General features: G+C 67.7%; 15 protein-coding genes. 6 read left to right on the top strand and 9 right to left on the bottom strand.

What is annotated here, in order from left to right; all coding sequences use genetic code 11:
• Positions 1-4 precede the first annotated feature (4 nt).
• Positions 5-1,372, top strand: coding sequence for an FAD-binding oxidoreductase (locus HPC46_RS16185; RefSeq protein ID WP_179471581.1), 1,368 nt, complete (start codon positions 5-7; stop codon positions 1,370-1,372).
• Here HPC46_RS16185 and HPC46_RS16180 read toward each other — a convergent pair.
• From HPC46_RS16180 to HPC46_RS16160, 5 genes are read right to left on the bottom strand one after another with little or no spacing between them, the layout of a single operon-like run.
• Positions 1,350-1,826, bottom strand: coding sequence for a hydrogenase maturation protease (locus tag HPC46_RS16180; protein WP_179471579.1), 477 nt, complete (start codon positions 1,824-1,826; stop codon positions 1,350-1,352). The two genes, HPC46_RS16185 and HPC46_RS16180, sit on opposite strands and share 23 nt — an antisense overlap.
• A complete protein-coding gene (locus HPC46_RS16175; RefSeq protein ID WP_179471577.1) occupies positions 1,810-3,264 on the bottom strand; it encodes a Ni/Fe hydrogenase subunit alpha in 1,455 nt (484 codons plus the stop codon). Before HPC46_RS16175 ends, HPC46_RS16180 begins: the two co-directional genes overlap by 17 nt.
• A 14-nt stretch (positions 3,265-3,278) precedes the next feature.
• Positions 3,279-3,908: an NADH-quinone oxidoreductase subunit B family protein gene (locus tag HPC46_RS16170; protein ID WP_179471575.1), complete on the bottom strand. Its 630-nt coding sequence runs from the start codon at positions 3,906-3,908 to the stop codon at positions 3,279-3,281.
• The gene (locus tag HPC46_RS16165; RefSeq protein WP_179471573.1) at positions 3,905-4,618 is read right to left on the bottom strand and encodes a 2Fe-2S iron-sulfur cluster-binding protein; all 714 of its coding nucleotides are present in this window, start codon (positions 4,616-4,618) and stop codon (positions 3,905-3,907) included. The genes HPC46_RS16170 and HPC46_RS16165 overlap by 4 nt, the downstream gene beginning before the upstream one ends.
• A complete protein-coding gene (locus tag HPC46_RS16160; protein WP_233716453.1) occupies positions 4,615-6,405 on the bottom strand; it encodes an NAD(P)H-dependent oxidoreductase subunit E in 1,791 nt (596 codons plus the stop codon). The genes HPC46_RS16165 and HPC46_RS16160 overlap by 4 nt, the downstream gene beginning before the upstream one ends.
• A gap of 190 nt (positions 6,406-6,595) precedes the next feature.
• On the opposite strand from HPC46_RS16160, the gene HPC46_RS16155 reads away from it, so the two are divergent.
• Both HPC46_RS16155 and HPC46_RS16150 read left to right on the top strand, forming a co-directional pair.
• Positions 6,596-7,825 (top strand): cytochrome P450, encoded by a 1,230-nt coding sequence (locus tag HPC46_RS16155; protein ID WP_179471571.1) that lies wholly within the window; start codon positions 6,596-6,598, stop codon positions 7,823-7,825.
• Positions 7,825-8,442, top strand: a complete 618-nt coding sequence (locus HPC46_RS16150) for a TetR/AcrR family transcriptional regulator (protein ID WP_179471569.1) — start codon at positions 7,825-7,827, stop codon at positions 8,440-8,442. The genes HPC46_RS16155 and HPC46_RS16150 overlap by 1 nt, the downstream gene beginning before the upstream one ends.
• Before the next feature lie 35 nt (positions 8,443-8,477).
• On the opposite strand, the gene HPC46_RS16145 is transcribed toward HPC46_RS16150, so the two are convergent.
• Both HPC46_RS16145 and HPC46_RS16140 read right to left on the bottom strand, forming a co-directional pair.
• Complete coding sequence (locus HPC46_RS16145) at positions 8,478-9,617, bottom strand: acyltransferase family protein (RefSeq protein WP_179471567.1); 1,140 nt, start codon at positions 9,615-9,617, stop codon at positions 8,478-8,480.
• Positions 9,614-11,308 (bottom strand): DEAD/DEAH box helicase, encoded by a 1,695-nt coding sequence (locus HPC46_RS16140; RefSeq protein WP_179471566.1) that lies wholly within the window; start codon positions 11,306-11,308, stop codon positions 9,614-9,616. Before HPC46_RS16140 ends, HPC46_RS16145 begins: the two co-directional genes overlap by 4 nt.
• 71 nt (positions 11,309-11,379) lie before the next feature.
• Between HPC46_RS16140 and HPC46_RS16135 the strand changes: the two genes are divergently transcribed.
• The 3 genes from HPC46_RS16135 to HPC46_RS16125 are packed head-to-tail and all read left to right on the top strand — an operon-like array spanning position 11,380 to position 16,712.
• Positions 11,380-11,952: an LppP/LprE family lipoprotein gene (locus HPC46_RS16135; RefSeq protein ID WP_179471564.1), complete on the top strand. Its 573-nt coding sequence runs from the start codon at positions 11,380-11,382 to the stop codon at positions 11,950-11,952.
• Between the two features lie 30 nt (positions 11,953-11,982).
• The gene (locus tag HPC46_RS16130) at positions 11,983-15,363 is read left to right on the top strand and encodes a TM0106 family RecB-like putative nuclease (RefSeq protein ID WP_179471562.1); all 3,381 of its coding nucleotides are present in this window, start codon (positions 11,983-11,985) and stop codon (positions 15,361-15,363) included.
• On the top strand, positions 15,360-16,712 hold the full coding sequence (locus tag HPC46_RS16125) for an FAD-binding oxidoreductase (RefSeq protein WP_179471560.1): 1,353 nt from the start codon (positions 15,360-15,362) through the stop codon (positions 16,710-16,712). Before HPC46_RS16130 ends, HPC46_RS16125 begins: the two co-directional genes overlap by 4 nt.
• Before the next feature lie 12 nt (positions 16,713-16,724).
• Here the strand turns inward: HPC46_RS16125 and HPC46_RS16120 are convergent, their stop codons facing one another.
• On the bottom strand, positions 16,725-17,543 hold the full coding sequence (locus HPC46_RS16120; RefSeq protein ID WP_179471558.1) for a thioesterase family protein: 819 nt from the start codon (positions 17,541-17,543) through the stop codon (positions 16,725-16,727).
• 2 nt (positions 17,544-17,545) lie between these two features.
• On the bottom strand, positions 17,546-18,394 hold the full coding sequence (locus HPC46_RS16115; RefSeq protein WP_179471556.1) for an SMP-30/gluconolactonase/LRE family protein: 849 nt from the start codon (positions 18,392-18,394) through the stop codon (positions 17,546-17,548).
• Positions 18,395-18,442: the final 48 nt, after the last annotated feature.

Here is an 18,442-nt window from a genome sequence, read left to right as displayed (position 1 = left end):
CCCAATGGCCGTGAGCACCCTGGCCGGCCTGGCCGCCGAATTGCCCGACGGGGTCGTCGTCACCGACCCCGACATCGTGGCCTCCTACCGGCAGGACCGGGCCGCCGATCCCGCGGCGGGCACGCCGTTGGCGGTGATCCGCCCGACCCGCACCGAAGAGGTGCAGACGGTGTTGCGCTGGGCTTCGCAGAATCGGATCGCGGTGGTGCCGCGCGGCGCGGGCACCGGTTTATCCGGCGGCGCGACGGCCGTCAACGGCGGGATCGTGCTGTCCACGGAGAAGATGCGCGACATCACCGTCGACCCGGTGACCCGCACGGCCGTCGCCCAGCCGGGGCTGCTCAACGCCGAGGTGAAGAAGGCGGTCGCCGAATACGGCCTGTGGTACCCGCCGGACCCGTCGTCCTACGAGATCTGCAGCATCGGCGGCAACATCGCCACCAACGCCGGCGGACTGTGCTGCGTAAAGTACGGCGTGACAACCGATTACGTGCTCGGACTGCAGGTCGTGCTGGCCGACGGGACAGCGGTGCGTCTCGGTGGACCACGGCTGAAAGACGTGGCCGGGCTCTCGCTGACCAAGCTGTTCGTCGGCAGCGAGGGCACCCTGGGGGTGATCACCGAGGTGACGCTGCGCCTGCTGCCACCGCAGCCCTCGGCGTGCACGGTGGTGGCGACGTTCGACTCGGTGGAGGCGGCGGCCGGGGCCGTGCTCACGATCACCAACCGCATCCGGCCCTCGATGTTGGAGTTCATGGACGCGGTGGCGATCAACGCCGTCGAGGACAAGCTGCGGATGGGGCTGGACCGTTCCGCGGCGGCGATGATGGTGGCCGCCTCCGACGACCGCGGGGCGACCGGCGCGCAAGACGCCGAATACATGGCCCGGGTGTTCACCGAAGCCGGTGCGACCGAATGCTTTTCGACGGCCGACCCGGACGAGGGCGAGGCGTTCGTGGCGGCCCGGCGGTTCGCGATCCCCGCGGTGGAGGCCAAGGGTTCGCTGCTGCTCGAGGACGTCGGGGTGCCGCTGCCCGCGCTGGCCGAGTTGGTCGGCGGGGTGGCCAAGATCGCGGCCGACCGGGACCTGACGATCTCGGTGATCGCGCACGCCGGGGACGGCAACACCCACCCTCTGATCGTGTACGACCCCGCCGACGCCGCGATGACGCAGCGCGCCGAGCAGGCGTTCGGCGAGATCATGGATCTGGCGGTGTCGCTGGGCGGGACGATCACCGGCGAGCACGGCGTCGGCCGGCTGAAGAAGCCCTGGCTGGCGGGTCAGCTCGGCCCGGAGGCCATGGAGCTCAACCGCAGGATCAAGACCGCGCTGGACCCCGACGGGATCCTCAACCCCGGTGCGGTGATCTAGCGGCTCGCGATGTCAGCAGGCTCAATGCGCGCTCGAGATTGCGTTCGGCGGCCGGGGTCATCCCCTGCCGCAGCTCCCACCGATAACCGCGGATGGCCAGCAGGCAGGCATCCGGGATGCGCTCGAAGCACTGCACGGCGGTCGCCAGGATCGTCGGTACCGACATCGCATGCGAGGTGAAGCTGAAGTCCAACACCGGCGCGGGGCGGCTGACCGCGAACGATTCCACCGCCGGGTCCTTGGTCGCGTCGACGAACAACACCCGGGCGTACCGGCTGATCAGATCGGCGTCTTCGAGGTTGAGCTGGTAGGTGCGCCGCAGAGCTGCCCGCGGTGGGTGCTCCTCGAGCCGGTCGATGAATGCCCAGCCCAGTCCGTCGTCTTCGCGGCCGCTGTTGCCGACGCCGTAGATCAAACTGTCGGGGCTGTCGAAAAATTCATCGAGACTGTTCATTGATCACCCGCCCCTGCGCATCGACCACGGTGACGGTCAGCGGCATCTGCCCCAGCGCGTGGGTGGCACAGCTCAGGCAGGGATCGTAGGCCCGGATGCCCACCTCGATCGCGTTCATCATGCCCTCGGTGATTTCGGTCTTGCCGCCGAGGTAATGCTCGGCAACGCTGCGCACCGTGCGGTTGAGCACCTGATTGTTCTGTGTGGTGGCGACGATCAGGTTCGCGAAGGTGATGTTCGCCTCCCGATCGGCGCGGTAGTGATGCAGCAGGCTGCCGCGCGGTGCCTCCACCACGCCGATGCCCTCGCCGACCCAGGCCTCCGGGGCGGGTGTCACCAGGAGGTCGTCGTTGCAGATGTCGGGGTCGGCGAGCAGATCCCTGACCACCTCGGCGGCGTGGATGATCTCGATTGTCCGCGCCCAATTGGTGTGCAGCGTCATGGTATTGGCGCGCCCACCGGTGTAAGCGTGGAACCTGTCCAAGGCTTCGGCGGCCAGCGGGGTCGATAGCGTCTTGGTGACGTTGAGCCGCGCCAGCGGTCCCACCCGGACCGATCCCGCCTCGCGGCCGAGGTCGGTGAGGTAGGGAAACTTCATGTAGCTCCACTTCTCGACCGCTTCGGAGAAGTGGTCGAGATAGTCGCGGTAGTCGAACTCCCGCACGACGTTCTTGTCGTCGTCGGTCACCCGGAGCCGGCCGTCGTAGTAGTCGACGTTGCCGTCGTCGTCGACCAGGCACATGTTCAGCGAAGGCACCGTGGCGAAGGTGTCGACCTCGTCGCGATGTTGTTCGTGGAAGTCGTAGAACATCTGCAACCCAAGCTGGGCGTCCTCGATGACCTGGTCGACCGAGGGTAATCCGTCCCCGCCGCGCAGGAACCGGTCCACGTCGGCGGGGGTCAGGCTCTTGTTCACGCCGCCGGGCACCGCCGAGATGCCGTGCATGCGTTTCCCGAATACCGCCTCGATGACCTCTTGGCCCCACTTACGCAGCCGGACAACGCGTTTGACGAGCTCGGGGTTGGCTTCGATCAGCCCGATGAAGTTCCGCTTCTCCGGTGCGGCGTCGATCCCGAACAGCATCTCGGGCACCACGAGGTAGAAGTAGGCCGTGACGTGGGACTGCAGCATCTGCGCGTAGTGGCCGAGCCGGCGCATCTTGATCGCGGTCGGGGTGAGCGAAGCCCCCGCCCCGATCATGTCGTCGAGGGCCTTCGCCCCGGCCAGATGGTGGCTGACGAAGCAGATCCCGCAGATTCGCTGCATCAGAACCGGCGCCTCCCAGTACGGGTGGCCACAGATGAACTTCTCGTAACCCCGGAATTCCACCACCTGCAACCTGGCATCGGTCACGTTGTGGTCGTCGTCGAGTTCGATGACGACCTTGCCGTGACCCTCGATGCGGGTGACCGGATCGATGACGAGTGTCGTTGCCATGGAACGTAATTCCCCTAGTCGAAGTGATGGAGTGACGTCGGCAGGTTCACCGGACGGCCCTCGATCAGATCCTCGAGGACGTCGAGAATCGCCTCGGGCGTGGGCGGGCAGCCGGGGATGAAGTAGTCCATGTGGACGACCTCGTGGCAGGGGTACACGTTGTTGGTCAGGATCGGCAGGTGGCGGTCGTAGGGTACGACCGGCTTCGCGCCCAGCTCCGCGGTCGGCGAATCCAGGTACGCTTCGGCGAGACAGTCCTCGAGCCCGACCAGGTTTCGCAATGACGGGACACCGCCCCAGATGGCGCAGGCACCGACCGAGATGAGAACCTCGCAGTTGTCCCGGAAATGGCGCAGTGTCTCGATGTTCTCGTCGTTGGCGACGCCGCCCTCGATGAACCCGATCGCGCACCGCTCGGGAATCCGTTTGATGTCGGTGAACGATGACCGCAGGATGGTGATCCTGTCCAGCAGCCCGATCATCCGCTCGTCGATGTCGAGCAGCGACAGGCTGCAGCCCCAGCAGCCACAGAGGCTGATCATCGATACCTTGATCTTCTCGGCGCGGGCGGCGGCCAGCTCCGGATCGAGCGGGGTGGCCGGAAGTTGATGCGAGGCAATCTCGTTGGCGTCCTGCGTCGTCACGTGACGTTCCCCCGCGATGGTTCGAGAGCCCGGTCGCGGACCGATTCGATCTCGAACCGGCGTTCGCCGATGGGCTCGTCGTAACCCACCCGTTTCTTCAGAATCGTTCCGACCGGGCAGATGTCGACGGCCTCGTCGACCTGTTCCGGCGGCATCCTGTCGGCCAGTTCGACGTCGATCTCGATGCGGGCATGCGTTCCGCGCCCGCTGATGCTGAAGATCTTCTTACCGGTCTCGCGGTCCCGGATGAACTCGACACAACGTTGACAGAAGATGCATCTGTCGCGCTCGAGCCAAATCGCTTCCGACGCATGGTCGGTCACCCGCTCCGGGAACTGGTACGGGAAGCGGGACACCGTCATGTCCACCTCGTAGGCGACGGCCTGCAACGTGCAGCGGCCGGACTTCTCACAGCTCGGGCAGTTGTGGTTGCCCTCGGAGAACAGGATTTCGACCAGCGCCTTGCGGGCGTCGGCGGCGTCGGGGACGTCGACCTCGACCCGCATTCCGGCGCTGACCCTGACCGTGCAGGCGGCCACCATCGTGCCGTTCACCTTCACCGAGCAGGCTCGGCAGGTTCCCAGCGCCGGATGCTCGGGCAGGTAACACAGAGTCGGGATGTAGACGCCGGCCTGTGCCGCCGCGTCGACGAGCGTCACACCGTCCTCGGTGCTGATGGTGGTGCCGTCGATTTCGATCTCGATTGTCACAACGCCTCCCGGAGTGCGAGTTCGGCGACGACTCGGGCGTGGTCGGTCAGTTCGGCCGCGACGTCGAACGACGGCAGCAGCGCGCCGCCGGACTCGGCGAGCCGGCGCTCGTAGATCTCAGGGAACTTCGCCCATGTTGTCAGGATCGGATTCGGGGAGGTGGCGCCGAGCCCGCATCTACTGGTGTGCGCGACGATCCCGCCCCAGGTGACCATGTCGTCGACGTCGGATCGGGTGGCCCGCCCGGCCGCCACCAGGTCGACCTTCTGACGCAACACCACGTTGCCCGCCCGGCACGGCACGCAGATGCCGCAGGACTCGTCGACGAAGAATTGCATGAAGTCCCCGACGATCTCGAGGAGATCGCGGTCGTGGTCGAACACCATGAACGAGCCGTTGCAGGACAGATCGTCGTAGGCCAGCAGGCGGTGGGCATCGGCGGCGACCGACAGCATTTCCCCTGAGGGACCACTGATCTGGACGGCGCGCGGGTGCTCGGCGCCGATCATGTCCAGCACGTCGGCCAGCCTGGTACCCCACTCGACCTCGTAGATACCTGGTGCCGCGCAGTCACCGGCGACGCTGAGCAGCCGGGTGCCGGTGGACCCTGTCACGCCCATGGCCGCGAACCAGTCGGCACCCTCGGCCATGATCCGGCTTGCCGCGGCGAAGGTTTCGACGTTGTTGACCACCGTGGGCTTGCCGAGGAAACCGTGTTCGACGGGGAACGGCGGCTTGAGGCGCGGGGTCCCCCGCTTGCCCTCGCAGGATTCGAGGAGGGCCGATTCGTCGCCGCAGATATAGGCGCCGGCACCCAGCTGGATCCGGATGTCGAACCCGTCACCGAGGACACCGTCGCCACGCAACCGAGCCAGCTGGCATTCGAGATAGTTCTGCAGGTACGCGTACTCCGCGCGCAGGTAGAGAATGCCCCCGCGCGCGCCGACGGCGTGGGCGGCGATCGCCATGCCGGCGAACACCTCGCCGGGCGAGTGGGTGAGCAGCACCCGGTCCTTGAAGGTTCCCGGCTCGCCTTCGTCGGCGTTGCAGATGATGTATTTCTCGTCGCCGGCCGCCGCGCGGCAGAACTTCCACTTGTTCCCGGTGGGGAACCCGGCACCGCCGCGACCGCGCAGGCCAGAGCGCGTGATGGTCGCGATCACGTCGTCGGGCGCCATCGCCCGGCAGCGCTCGAGCAAGGCGGGGTAATCGCCGTCACCGCCGAAGAACACCGGCCCGCCGGTGTGCACCGCCGTGCTGGTGAGTCGTTCGACGTAGGCCACGTCGTCGTCGGGGATGCCGGTCGGGTTGGCGATCTGCGCCGGTGACCGGCCGCTTGTGAGGCCGGCGATGATCTCGGCGACCGAGCCCGGCGTGAGGTCGGCGAACACGATGCCGTCGATCAGCATGGCGGGCTCATGGTCGCTCATGCCGATGCAGGCGGTGTCGAACAGTCCGAACTCGGCCGAGCCGGGTCCGCCGAATCTGGTCCCGGTCTCGCGCTCCAAGGCCTCACGCACCTCGCGGTGGCCACGCGTCTTCGCAATGACGTTGTCGCTCAGATAGATTCGGTAACGGCCGGATGGCTCGGTGTGGAAGAAATGATAAAACGTCGCGGTTTCCAGGACGTCCTCGACCGACAGCCCGAGCCAGTCGGCCACCTCGGCGGCCGCATCGGTGGAGATGTGCCCCGCCTGGCGCTGGATGTCCCACAGGATGTCGAGCAGGCCGGCCCGGTCACGCGTGCGCCCGGCGAGGATCCCCATCATGTCGAGAGACGTCGTCATTGCTTCACCCACTCAGCCCGGGCCTGTGTGCGGCGACGCTACCACGCAGAACGAATGCTTGCGCCGTCGGAAAAGCGAGTTCACCGACGCGACCACAGGGCGTCACGTCATGCGCCGCGAGGGTTGCCGGACGGGCACGGCCGGTAGAACAGGCATTGACATGGCGGGGCTTTTGTCATATTCATAAGACATGACTGCTGTTGTGTCTCACGAGGCGGAGGCCCGCTTCGAGCTCGCCACCGCCGAGACCTGGGGCAACCGCTGGCCGATGTACCGGGCCCTGCGCGACCTCGATCCGGTGCACCACGTCGTGCCGGAGAACCCCGACCACGATTACTGGGTGCTGTCCCGGCACGCCGACATCTTCGCCGCCGCCCGCGACCACGAGACGTTCTCTTCGGCCCAGGGCCTGACCGTCACCTACAATGAGCTGGAACTCATTGGGCTGCAGGATAACCCGCCGATGGTGATGCAGGATCCGCCGGTGCACACCGAGTTTCGCAAGCTGGTGTCACGCGGGTTCACCCCGCGGCAGGTCGAAGCCGTCGAGCCCAAGGTGCGCGAGTTCGTCGTCGAGCGCATCGAGAAGCTACGCGCCGACGGCGGCGGCGACATCGTCACCGAGCTGTTCAAGCCGCTGCCGTCGATGGTCGTCGCACACTACCTCGGAGTGCCCGAGCAGGACCGCGACCAATTCGACGGCTGGACCGAAGCCATCGTGGCGGCCAACGCCAGCGGGCTGGATGCCCTGGGCTCGGTCGGCGACGCCGTCGGGTCGATGATGGGCTACTTCACCGAACTGATCGAGCGGCGGCGGCGTGAACCCGAGGACGACACGGTCTCCCACCTGGTGGCCGCCGGGGTCGGCGCGGACGGCGATATCGCCGGCACGCTCTCGGTGCTGGCGTTCACGTTCACGATGGTCACCGGAGGCAACGACACCACCACCGGCATGCTCGGCGGATCGATGCCGCTGCTCGCCCAGCGCCCCGACCAAAGCCGGCTGCTCATCGACTCACCCGAGCTGATCACCGAGGCCGTCGACGAACTGCTGCGGCTGACCTCCCCGGTGCAAGGCTTGGCCCGCACCACCACTCGCGACGTCGAGTTGCACGGCAAGACCATCCCGGCCGGGCGTAAGGTGCTGCTCCTGTACGGCTCGGCCAACCGTGACGAGCGCCAATACGGGCCGGATGCAAACGATCTCGACGTCACCCGCCGTCCGCGCAACATCCTCACGTTCAGCCACGGTGCCCACCACTGCCTCGGTGCGGCCGCCGCGCGTATGCAGGCCCGGGTGACGCTGACCGAATTGCTCGCGCGCTGCCCCGATTTCGAGGTCGACGAGGCGGGCATTGTCTGGGCAGGGGGCGGCTACGTGCGCCGGCCGCTGTCGGTGCCGTTCCGGGTGCGTGGCTAGTGGCGGGCAAGGACTGGCTGGGCTCGCGGCGGGCCGAGGTGGCCGCCGACCGCATCCTCGACGCCGCCGGTGAGCTGTTCGCGGGTCAACACGTCTCGACCGTCGGGATGAACGACATCGCCCGTGCCGCAGGGTGTTCGAGGGCCACGCTGTACCGCTATTTCGAGAACCGCGAAGTGCTGCACACGGCGTATGTACACCGCGAGGCCTACCGGCTGCACGAGCAGATGACCGAGCTGGTCAACGGGATACCCGACCCGCGTGAGCGGCTGCTGGCCGGGCTGAGCGCGTCCATGAAATTGGTGCGCGAGAGCCCGGCGTTGTCGTCATGGTTCGCCACCACCGACTCCCCCATCGGGGCGGAGATGGCCGAGCAGTCCGAGGTCATCCAGGCGCTGACGTCGGGGTTCCTGCTGTCGCTGCGGCCCGACGACCCCGACGTCGTGCACCGCCGCGCCCGCTGGCTGGTTCGGGTGCTGACCTCGCTGCTGATCTTTCCCGGCCGCGACGCCGACGACGAGCGTGCGATGCTCGAGGAGTTCGTCGTTCCGATGGTGTGCCCCAATGACTCTGCAGTGGACGGATCGAAACAGAACTCAGAGCGAAGTTTCGGGTAGATCTTCGCCCTCAGTTCTGTCTCGATGCGCGAGCTTCAGCTGCGCACCCGGGTGAACCGGTGCAGCAGCCAGGCCACCGGGATTGTCATCACCAGCGTGACGATGAACAGCGCAGGCGCCGAGCCGGTGTACACCGGCCATCCCAACACCTCGACCATGGCGATCTCCATCACCACGAGGTGAACCAGGAAGATCTCGTAGGAGATCTCACCGAGCCACACCATCGGGCGGGTGGCCAGCAGCCGCGCATACAAACCTCGGTTGCCTAAGGCCAGCGGGGCGACGATCAGCGTCGCGATCGCGGCATAGGCCCCGGTCTTGACCAATGCCTCGGTGATGCCCGTCGGTGATGTGGTGGGCTCACCCGCGATCGGCGTCGACACGATCAGGAAGCTGACCAGCGCCAGCGAGATCGCGATGAAGCCGTACACCCGGACTCCCATGGCGCCCAACACCGTCAGCAGCATGCCGCCGACGAACCAGGCCAGATAGCCGGGCAGCCACAGCCGGGCTCCCTCCGGCAGAAAGTCGGTGGTATGTACCAGCACCATCCAGGCGGGACTCACCAGCGCGAGCACCCCCAACCCGGTCAGCAACAGCCCCGGCCGCCACCGCCGTCGGCACAGCACGCCCAGCAGCAGCCACGCCAGCACCGGCAGCGCCACATAGAACGCCACCTCGACGGCCAGGCTCCACATCTGCGTAAGCCCTTGGTGCAGATAGCCATCGAACGCATACTTGTCGGTGTAGATCTGGGTCAGGGTCAGGTTGCGCAGCAGGCCGATCCAGGTGTGACCGGGATTGGGCCCGGCCGAACGGAAGTGGTAGATCAGGTAGGCGGCCAGCACCGTGACGACGTAGGCAGGCATGATGCGGCGCACCCGATGCCAGGCGTAGCGGCGCACCGACGGGGCGCTCTGCCCACCGACAGTGGCGCGCACCCACGGCCCGAACAACAGGTAACCCGACAACACGAAGAAGATCGGCACGCCGATCTCCAGGCGCGAATACACCAGGCCCGCAAAGCCGTGCGTGTACTTGCCGGTGGTGTAGGCCGCGTGGGTACCCAGCACCAGCAGGGCGGCGACCGCGCGGATACCGGTCAGCGAGGCAACCCGGTCGGCTCCGGAGACTGCTTCCAGTCCGCCTTGGTCGACGTGGCTGGACGCGATCATCGGCTCGTACGCCGGGGCTTCCCGCCGGAGGGACGCGAGTCGTACTTCGGGTTGCCGTGGTCGGGCTTGAGATCGATCAGAATCCCGGAAATCCGGGTCTTCTCAAGGGCTTTCAGCGTTTCTTTGGACAGCTTCGTAGGCAGTTCGACCAGGGAGAAGTTCTCCTTGATCGTGATGTGCCCGAAATCGCTGCGGTGCAGCCCACCTTCGTTGGCCAACGCGCCGACGATCGAGCCCGGCCCGACCTTGTGCCTTTTGCCGACCGCGATGCGGTAGGTCGACAGGTCGTCGCGCGTCTTGCGTGGCGGGCGATCACGTTCCCCGCGTTCGGGCCGGTCGGGCTTTTCTCGCCGCTTTTCCGGCGGCGGCTCGGTCATCAGGAATTCCTCGCCGTTGCGGCTTTGCAGCGCCAGTGCCGCGGCGATATCGGCCAAGGGCACGTCGTTGTCGCGCTCGTAGTCCTCGATCAACCGGCGGAACATCTCGAACCCGGGGGCATTGAGCGCATCGGTGATCGAGTCGCGGAACTTCTCCACCCGCTGGGCGTTGACGTCTTCGACCGACGGCAGCTGGCCCTCGACCAGCTTTTGCCGGGTGACCCGCTCGATCGAGTTCAGCAGGTGACGTTCGCGCGGGGTGACGAACAGGAATGCCGTTCCCGAGCGGCCGGCGCGGCCGGTGCGCCCGATGCGGTGCACATACGACTCGGGGTCGTGCGGGATGTCGAAATTCACCACATGCGAGATGCGCTCGACGTCCAGGCCGCGGGCGGCGACGTCGGTGGCGACCAGGACATCGATCGTCCCGTCCTTGAGCGAGGCGATCGTCCGCTCCCGAACCGCCTGCGGGATATCGCCGTTGATGGCCGCCGCAGCAAACCCGCGGGCCCGCAGCTTCTCGGCGACCTCCTCGGTGGCCTGCTTGGTGCGGACGAACACGATCATCGCGTCGCCCTCCTCCACCTCCAGCAGGCGGGTCAGCGCATCGATCTTGCGGGGATACGACACCTGGAAATAACGCTGGGTGATGTTCTCGGCGGTCTGGGTCTTCGACTTGACCGTGACCTCGACCGGGTCGTGCAGGTATTTGGTGGTGATCTTCTTGATGCCCGGCGGCATGGTCGCCGAGAACAAGGCGACCTGCTTGTACTCCGGGGTGTCGGCCAGGATGCGCTCGACATCCTCGGCGAACCCCATCTGCAGCATCTCGTCGGCCTCGTCGAGCACCAGGTAGTCCAGGTGCGACAGGTCCAGGCTGCCCTTCTCCAGGTGGTCGATGACGCGCCCGGGTGTGCCGACGACGATCTGTGCGCCGCGCTTGAGGCCGGCCAGCTGCGGGACGTAGGAGGAGCCGCCATAGATCGGCAGCACGTTGATCTTCAGGTGCGTGCCGTAGCGGCTGAACGCCTCGGCGACCTGCAGGGCCAACTCGCGCGTCGGGGCGAGTACCAGTGCCTGGGTGTTGCGGCTTTCGGCGTCGATCTTGGACAGGATCGGGATCGCGAAGGCCGCGGTTTTGCCGGTGCCGGTCTGGGCCAGGCCGACGACGTCGGAGCCGGCCAGCAACGCCGGAATGGTGGCCGCCTGGATCGCCGACGGAGTCTCGTAGCCGACGTCGGCCACGGCCTGCAGCACCGCGGGGTGGATCTGCAGGTCGGCGAAGGTCTGGGGGGCGTCTTCGAGCGTTGTCATCGGATCTGCAGTCTACTGCCGGAGCGTGCCGTAACCCGCTTCCACTCGAGAAGGCCGGTACCGTCGCCGGTGTGTGGCATCGGGCGGCGGGCAGGAGCGAAGCGACCCGGGGATTAGGACTTGCGGCGGCGGCGATCCTGGCGGCAACGCTCGCGGGGTGCAGCTCGGGCGACTCCACGGTGGCGAAGACTCCGCAGCCGACGACGACCGCAGTAACGACCACCGAGGCGCCCCCACCGCCACCGCCTCCCCCGACCAGCACTCCTCCGCCGGATCCGTGCGCGGTGAACCTGGCAGCGCCGACGATCGCGCAGACCGTCTCCGAACTTCCGCGCGACCCCCAGAGCAATCAGGGCTGGTACCCGGTGCCGATCGCAGGCAACTACAACGAGTGCGCGCAGCTGTCGGCGGTGATCATCAAGGCCAACACCAATGCCGACAAGCCGAACACTCGCGCCGTGATGTTCCACCTCGGCAAGTACATCCCGACCGGAGTGCCCGACACCTACGGCTTCAACGGCGTCGACACCACCCAGAGCACCGGTGACACCGTCGCCCTGGCGTACACCAATGGCCTGGGCATGCAGAGCGTGGTGAAGTTCCGCTGGAACGGCAACGGCGTGGAGCTGATCGGCAACACCTGAGAAGTCGGGGCGCACGCCTACAGTGGGTCTGTGTTCGTCGCCGACGACCGCGTCATCTACAGCGCATCCGACCTCGCCGCGGCCGCACGCTGCGAATATGCGTTGCTGCGCGCGTTCGACGCCAAGCTGGGCCGCGGCCCGTCGGTGTCGGCCGACGACGAGCTGTTGGCCCGCACCGCCGATCTCGGCGACGCCCACGAGGAACGCCACCTCGACGAGCTGCGGACGACGGCCGACGTCACCGTCATCGGCAGGCCCGCCTACACAGTCGCCGGGCTGACCGCCGCCGCGGACGCCACCCTGCGCGCCGTCGCGCACGGCGCGCACGTCATCTACCAGGCCGCGATGTTCGACGGCCGCTTCGCCGGGTTCGCGGACTTTCTCCTTCTCGACGGGGGCCGTTATCGGCTCCGCGACACCAAGCTCGCCCGATCGGTGAAAGTGGAGGCGCTGCTGCAGCTGGCCGCCTACGCCGAGACACTGACGCACGCGGGTATCGCCGTGCACGACGACGTGGAACTGGTGCTGGGCAACGGGACGACCCGGGCCTACCGGGTTGACGAGCTGCTGCCGGTCTACCGGTCCCGCCGCAGCGAACTGCAGGATCTGCTGGATCGGCACCTCGCCGGCGACGCCGCGGTCAGTTGGGCCGATGAGAGTGTGCGCGCCTGTATGCGCTGCCCGGAGTGCGCGGCGCAGGTCCGCCAGACCGACGACCTGCTGTTGGTGGCGGGCATGCGCGTCAGCCAGCGGGCCCGCCTGATCGAGGCGGGCATCACCACGGTGGCCGAGCTCGCCGAGCATGATGGTCCCGTCGCCGATATGCCGGCCCGCGCGGTCACGGCGCTGAGCGGGCAGGCCCGGTTGCAGATCGCGCCGCGAGTGAACGGCAAGCCGCCCTTCGAGGTCGTCGACCCGCAGCCGCTGATGCTGTTGCCCGACCACGACAAGGGCGATCTGTTTTTCGATTTCGAAGGTGACCCGCTGTGGACGGCCGACGGTACCGACTGGGGCCTGGAGTACATGTTCGGCGTGCTCGGCGCGGGCGGTGACTTCCGGCCGCTGTGGGCACACGACCGCCGCCAGGAACGCAAGGCGCTCAAGGGTTTTCTGGACATGGTCCGCAAGCGGCGCAAGCGGTATCCGAAGATGCACATCTACCATTACGCGGCCTATGAGAAGACAGCCCTGCTGCGGCTGGCCGGCCGCTACGGCGAGGGCGAGAACGAGGTCGACGACCTGCTGCGTAACGGTGTGCTGGTCGACCTGTATCCCTTTGTGCGTAAAAGCATTCGGGTCGGCACCGAGAACTACAGCCTCAAATCGCTCGAGCCGCTCTACATGGACGCCGAGCTGCGCACCGGCGATGTCACCACCGCCACCGACTCGATCACGATGTACGCCAGGTATTGCGAGCTGCTGACCGAGGGCCGCGACGACGAAGCCGCGACCGTACTCAAGGAGATCGAGGACTACAACCACTACGATTGCCGGTCCACCCGTAGACTTCGGGATTGGTTGCTGCAGCGGGCCTTTGAGGCCGGCGTTCCACCACTGGGCATGCAGCCGGTTCAGGACAGCGGACAACTCGACGTCGACGACGAGCTGGCGCGCACCTTGGGCGGCTTCGCCGGGGATGACGTCACAGCGCGCAGTCCCGAGCAGCGCGCGGTCGCGATGATCGCGGCAGCCCGTGGGTATCACCGCCGCGAGGACAAGCCGTTCTGGTGGGGCCACTTCGACCGGCTCAACAGTCCGGTCGACGAATGGTCCGACACACCAGGCGTTTTCCTCGCCGATCGCGCGACCGTCGACACCGAATGGTGTGTGCCGCCGCGGGCCCGCAAACAGCAGCGCCGGTTGCTGCTGACCGGATCGATCGCGGCCGGTGAGCTGGACAGCGAGATGTATGCGTTGTACCACCCGCCGACACCGGCCGGCCTATCCGACGACCCCGAACGCCGCGCCTGCTCATCGGTGCAAGTCCTCGGTTGTGACGACCCGGCCGCTCCCACCGAGGTGCTCGTCATGGAACGAGAACCCAAGACGGGCGGGCCGTTCGATGCCATGCCATTCGCGCTCACCCCGGGCCCGCCGTTTCCGACCAAGGCCCTTCGCGAGTCGATCGAGGCCGCGGCGACGCAGATCGCGGCCGGGCTGCCCACCCTGCCGTCGTCCGCTGTCGTCGACATCCTGCTGCGCCGCCCGCCGCGCACCGGCGGGCCGCTGCCGCGGACCGACGACTGCGTCGCGGACATCACCGCCGCATTGCTCGCGCTCGATTCGTCGTATGTGGCGGTGCACGGCCCGCCCGGCACCGGCAAGACGCACACCGCCGCCCGTGTCATCGCCGCCCTGGTGAACCAGCACCGCTGGCGGGTCGGCGTCGTCGCACAGTCACATGCCGTGGTGGAAAACCTGTTTCACGACATCATCGGCGCGGGGGTGGACCCGTCCCTGGTCGCCAAGAAGCCCAGCGGAACCGGACCGTGGACCGCCATCGACGAAAAGACCTATCCCACGTTCATCGCAGACCACGACGGCTGCGTGATCGGCGGCACGGCATGGGATTTCGCCAACCAGACTCGAGTACCGCCGGGTTGCCTGGATCTGTTGGTGATCGAGGAGGCAGGCCAGTTCTGTCTGGCCAACACCATCGCCGTCGCACAGGCGGCCGCCAACCTGCTACTGCTCGGCGACCCGCAGCAGCTGCCCCAGGTCAGCCAGGGCACCCACCCCGAACCGGTCGACGCCTCGGCGCTGGGCTGGCTGGTCGACGGGCAGCACACGCTGCCCGAAGAACTCGGCTACTTCTTGGACCGCTCCTATCGCATGCATCCTTCCGTGTGCGCCGCGGTGTCCCGGCTGTCCTACGACAATCGGCTGCATTCGGTCGAGGAGCGCACGGCCGCCCGGCACCTGGCCGGATTCCGGCCGGGTGTGCAGGTGCTGACCGTCGAGCACGACGGCAACTCGACCGACAGCCGCGAGGAAGCGGCGACGATCGTCGCCGCGATCACCGCGATGCTCGGCTCGGCGTGGACCGACGAGGACGGCACCCGTCCGTTGACGGCCGCCGACGTGTTGATCGTGACGCCGTACAACGCCCAGGTGGTGCTGTTGCGCCGGCTGCTGGATGCCGCGGGCCTGTCCGAGGTGCAGGCCGGCACGGTGGACAAGTTCCAGGGCCGTCAGGCGCCGGTGGTGTTCATCTCGCTGGTGGCGTCGTCGATCGCCGAGGTGCCGCGCGGAATCTCGTTCCTGCTCAACCGGAATCGACTCAACGTGGCAGTGAGCCGGGCCAAGTACTCGGCGGTGATCGTGCGTTCGTCGATGCTGACCGACTACCTGCCGTCGACGCCGGCGGGGTTGGTGGAGTTGGGCGCCTTTCTGGCAATGTGTGCGCCATGAGTTCATCGCTGCCCGAACGACTCCAGGCCATCGTGGGGGCCGCGCACGTCGTCACCGACGCCGACGTCCTGGCCGGCCGCAGCGTGGACCACACCGGGCGCTACCGCGGGAAGGCCAGCGCGCTGGTGCGTCCCGGCACGGCCGGCGAAGTCGCCGCCGTGCTTCGGGAATGCCGGGAGGCAGCCGTGTCGGTGACGGTGCAGGGCGGGCGCACCTCGCTGGTGGCCGGCACCGTCCCCGAGCACGACGATGTCCTGCTGTCCACCGAGCGCCTGACCGAGATCGGTGATGTCGACGTCGTCGAACGCCGGATCAGGGTGGGGGCCGGCGTCACCGCGGCGGCCGTACAGCGGGCCGCGTCCGCGTCCGGGCTGCTGTTCGGAGTCGACCTCGCCGCCCGCGACTCGGCCACTGTCGGGGGGATGGCGTCGACCAACGCGGGCGGTCTGCGCACCGTGCGCTACGGCAACATGGGCGAGCAGGTGATCGGCCTGGACGTGGCGCTGCCGGACGGCTCGGTGGTGCACCGGCACAGTCAGGTCCGCGCCGACAACACCGGATACGACTTGGCATCGCTGTTCGTCGGTGCCGAAGGCACGTTGGGGGTGATCACCGGCTTGGATCTGCGGCTGCATCCGGTGCCCGCGCATCGGGTGACGGCGGTGTGCGGGTTCGCCGACCTGGATGCGCTGATCGCGACGGGAAGGGCGTTGCGCGACACCGAATCCATTGCCGCCCTTGAGCTCATCGACGGGCGATCGGCGGCGCTGGCCGCGGAGCACTTCGACGTGCCGGTGCCGACGGCCGGCGCCTGGCTGCTGTTGATCGAGCTGGCGGGCGAGACCGATCTGACCGAGCGGCTGGCCGACGCGCTGGAGGACGCTGAGTTGTGCGCCGAGCCGGCGGTCGGCATGGATACGGCAGCCCAGCAGCGCCTCTGGCAAGTGCGCGAGTCGACCGCCGAGGTGGTCGGGTTGTTCGGTCCGCCGCTGAAATTCGATGTGTCCCTGCCATTGTCGGCGATTCCATCGTTCGCGGCGGACTCCGCCGCACTGGTTGCCGAGCATGCTCCCGATGCCATCCCAGTGCTGTTCGGGCACATCGGCGAGGGCAATCTGCACCTCAACGTGCTGCGCTGCGGCGCCGAGCAGGAGGCGAATCTGTATGCGGCAATGATGAAACTGATTGCCGCCCATGGCGGGAACGTCAGCTCGGAGCACGGCGTCGGCAGTCGCAAGCGCGCCTACCTCGGCATGGCCCGCACCGACGAGGACATCGCCGCGATGCGCACCATCAAAGCCGCCTTCGACCCGACGGGCTATCTCAATCCCGCCGTGCTGTTCGACTAGGCCTCACCGCGACTAGGCCTTTGGCGGCCTGGGGCGCACCAGCACCGACTGCTGGATGACGCCGATCGCGCCGTCGTCGTCGAACAGCGTGCCGACCGTCGTCCCCACCCCGTCGGGACCGTACATCGTCTCGGCACGTACACCGATCCACTCCCCCTTGGGAACTCGGTGCACGTGCACCGCCAGATCGGTGTTGAGGAACGTGTACTTGGTGATGTCGATCTTGCTGCCGATCCCGTTGGCGTCGTCGGCGACGGCGAACAGCCGCTCCAGCGGCGTCATCTCCTCACCCTGCACCAGATCGACCATCGGCCGCAGCCACGACTCCCCCGGACCCGGTGCGAGCGGCTTGGTGAGCCACAGCCACTCCAGGCTGTGCACGTAATTCCGGTCGAAGTTGTCGGCGAGATTGCGGTTCACGCCGTCCGCACGCGGGCGCAACGGCTCCACCGGCGCCGACAGCAACGCCTCGGTGTCCAGCGTCAGCATCCGCCAGCCACTCGCCCGCGCAACCGGACGCGGCTGCCCGTCCGGACCCGTGCCCAGCATCTGCGCGGACACCAATTCGATTTGCTTGCCGCCCCGCTCCAGCGTCGCGGTGACCCACAGGTCCCCTTCGGCCGGCACCGGCCCGAGCAGATCGACCACCACCCGGCTCAGCCGGGTGTCGGCACGCTGCTCGCAGCGCTCGAGCGCGCGGACCAACAGCGCCGACACCGGACCCGCATGCTGGATGTGCGACGTCCACGTGCTGCGAACCAGGTCGGTGGCCCGGAACTTCTCTCCGCGCGGATCGTCCGGGTCGACGAGTTCGTAGTAGCTGTCGGTCATGCTCACCTTTCGATGGACGGAAAACCGGCGCCCGGGCTTTCGACCCTGACGGTCTCGACCCACGAGGTGCGGGTGCCGATCAACCGCTGTGGGTACGCGTCGGACGTGGAGACCAGGAACAAGGTGCGACGGTCCGGCCCGCCGAGCATGCACGCGATGGCCGCCCGGTCGCCGATGTCGATCCGGTCGGTGACCTCGCCACCGGCCACGACGCGTTCGAACTGATGGGCCAGCGTCATCGCCGTCCACACCCCACCCGCGTCGTCCAGCGCGATCCCGTCCGGTGGGCCGTCGAGTCCGTCGGCGAATACGCGCCGCCCGGACAACCCGCCGGCGGCGTCGATGTCGTAGGCGGTCAGCCGCCGCCCGATCGACTCGGCGACGATCAGCGTTGCGCCGTCCGGCGTTATCGCCATGCCGTTGGGAAAGTCCAGATCCCGCGCCACCACGGTGACCGCGCCGTCGAGATCGAGCCGAAAGATGATGCCGCCCGCGCGGGCCTGCGAACCGATGTAGGCGCGGCCCGCCGCGTCGACCACCATGTCACCGAGGCCGGCCGGTGCGGTCCCGGAGAGGTCGGCGATCTCGGTGACCGCGTCACCGTCGTAGCGCAGCACGACCCGGCGTTCGGTCGAGGCGATCAGCAGCGTGCCGTCGGGACGGAAACCAAGGCCCGCCGGTGCGTGCCCGGGCAGGTCCAACGTCGTGACCGACCCGTCGTAGGTGATCGTGTGCACCGCCTCGCCGAGCATGTCCGACACCCACAACAGGCCCTCGAACCAGCGCGGCCCCTCGCCGAAGCAGAAGCCGTCGGCCAGCGGTGTACGCGCCGGAGCGCCGACTGTGCTCATACCGTGCCTTTACCCATCGCCCTACTTTACAAAAGTGCTCCCAAGTGT

It is taken from the genome of Mycolicibacterium vinylchloridicum, from assembly GCF_013404075.1.
Lineage (GTDB): Bacteria > Actinomycetota > Actinomycetes > Mycobacteriales > Mycobacteriaceae > Mycobacterium > Mycobacterium vinylchloridicum.
The sequence above is the reverse complement of the archived record's forward strand: the minus strand, read 5'-3'. Positions and strand labels throughout refer to the sequence as shown.

Bases quoted from the DNA above. Each gene is read 5' to 3' on its own strand.
- HPC46_RS16115 (WP_179471556.1), bottom strand. From the start codon at position 18,394: ATGAGCACAGTCGGCGCTCCGGCGCGTACACCGCTGGCCGACGGCTTC.
- HPC46_RS16160 (WP_233716453.1), bottom strand. From the start codon at position 6,405: ATGACGACGTCTCTCGACATGATGGGGATCCTCGCCGGGCGCACGCGT.
- HPC46_RS16145 (WP_179471567.1), bottom strand. From the start codon at position 9,617: ATGATCGCGTCCAGCCACGTCGACCAAGGCGGACTGGAAGCAGTCTCC.
- HPC46_RS16125 (WP_179471560.1), top strand. From the start codon at position 15,360: ATGAGTTCATCGCTGCCCGAACGACTCCAGGCCATCGTGGGGGCCGCG.
- HPC46_RS16155 (WP_179471571.1), top strand. From the start codon at position 6,596: ATGACTGCTGTTGTGTCTCACGAGGCGGAGGCCCGCTTCGAGCTCGCC.
- HPC46_RS16140 (WP_179471566.1), bottom strand. From the start codon at position 11,308: ATGACAACGCTCGAAGACGCCCCCCAGACCTTCGCCGACCTGCAGATC.
- HPC46_RS16120 (WP_179471558.1), bottom strand. From the start codon at position 17,543: ATGACCGACAGCTACTACGAACTCGTCGACCCGGACGATCCGCGCGGA.
- HPC46_RS16180 (WP_179471579.1), bottom strand. From the start codon at position 1,826: ATGAACAGTCTCGATGAATTTTTCGACAGCCCCGACAGTTTGATCTAC.
- HPC46_RS16185 (WP_179471581.1), top strand. From the start codon at position 5: ATGGCCGTGAGCACCCTGGCCGGCCTGGCCGCCGAATTGCCCGACGGG.
- HPC46_RS16175 (WP_179471577.1), bottom strand. From the start codon at position 3,264: ATGGCAACGACACTCGTCATCGATCCGGTCACCCGCATCGAGGGTCAC.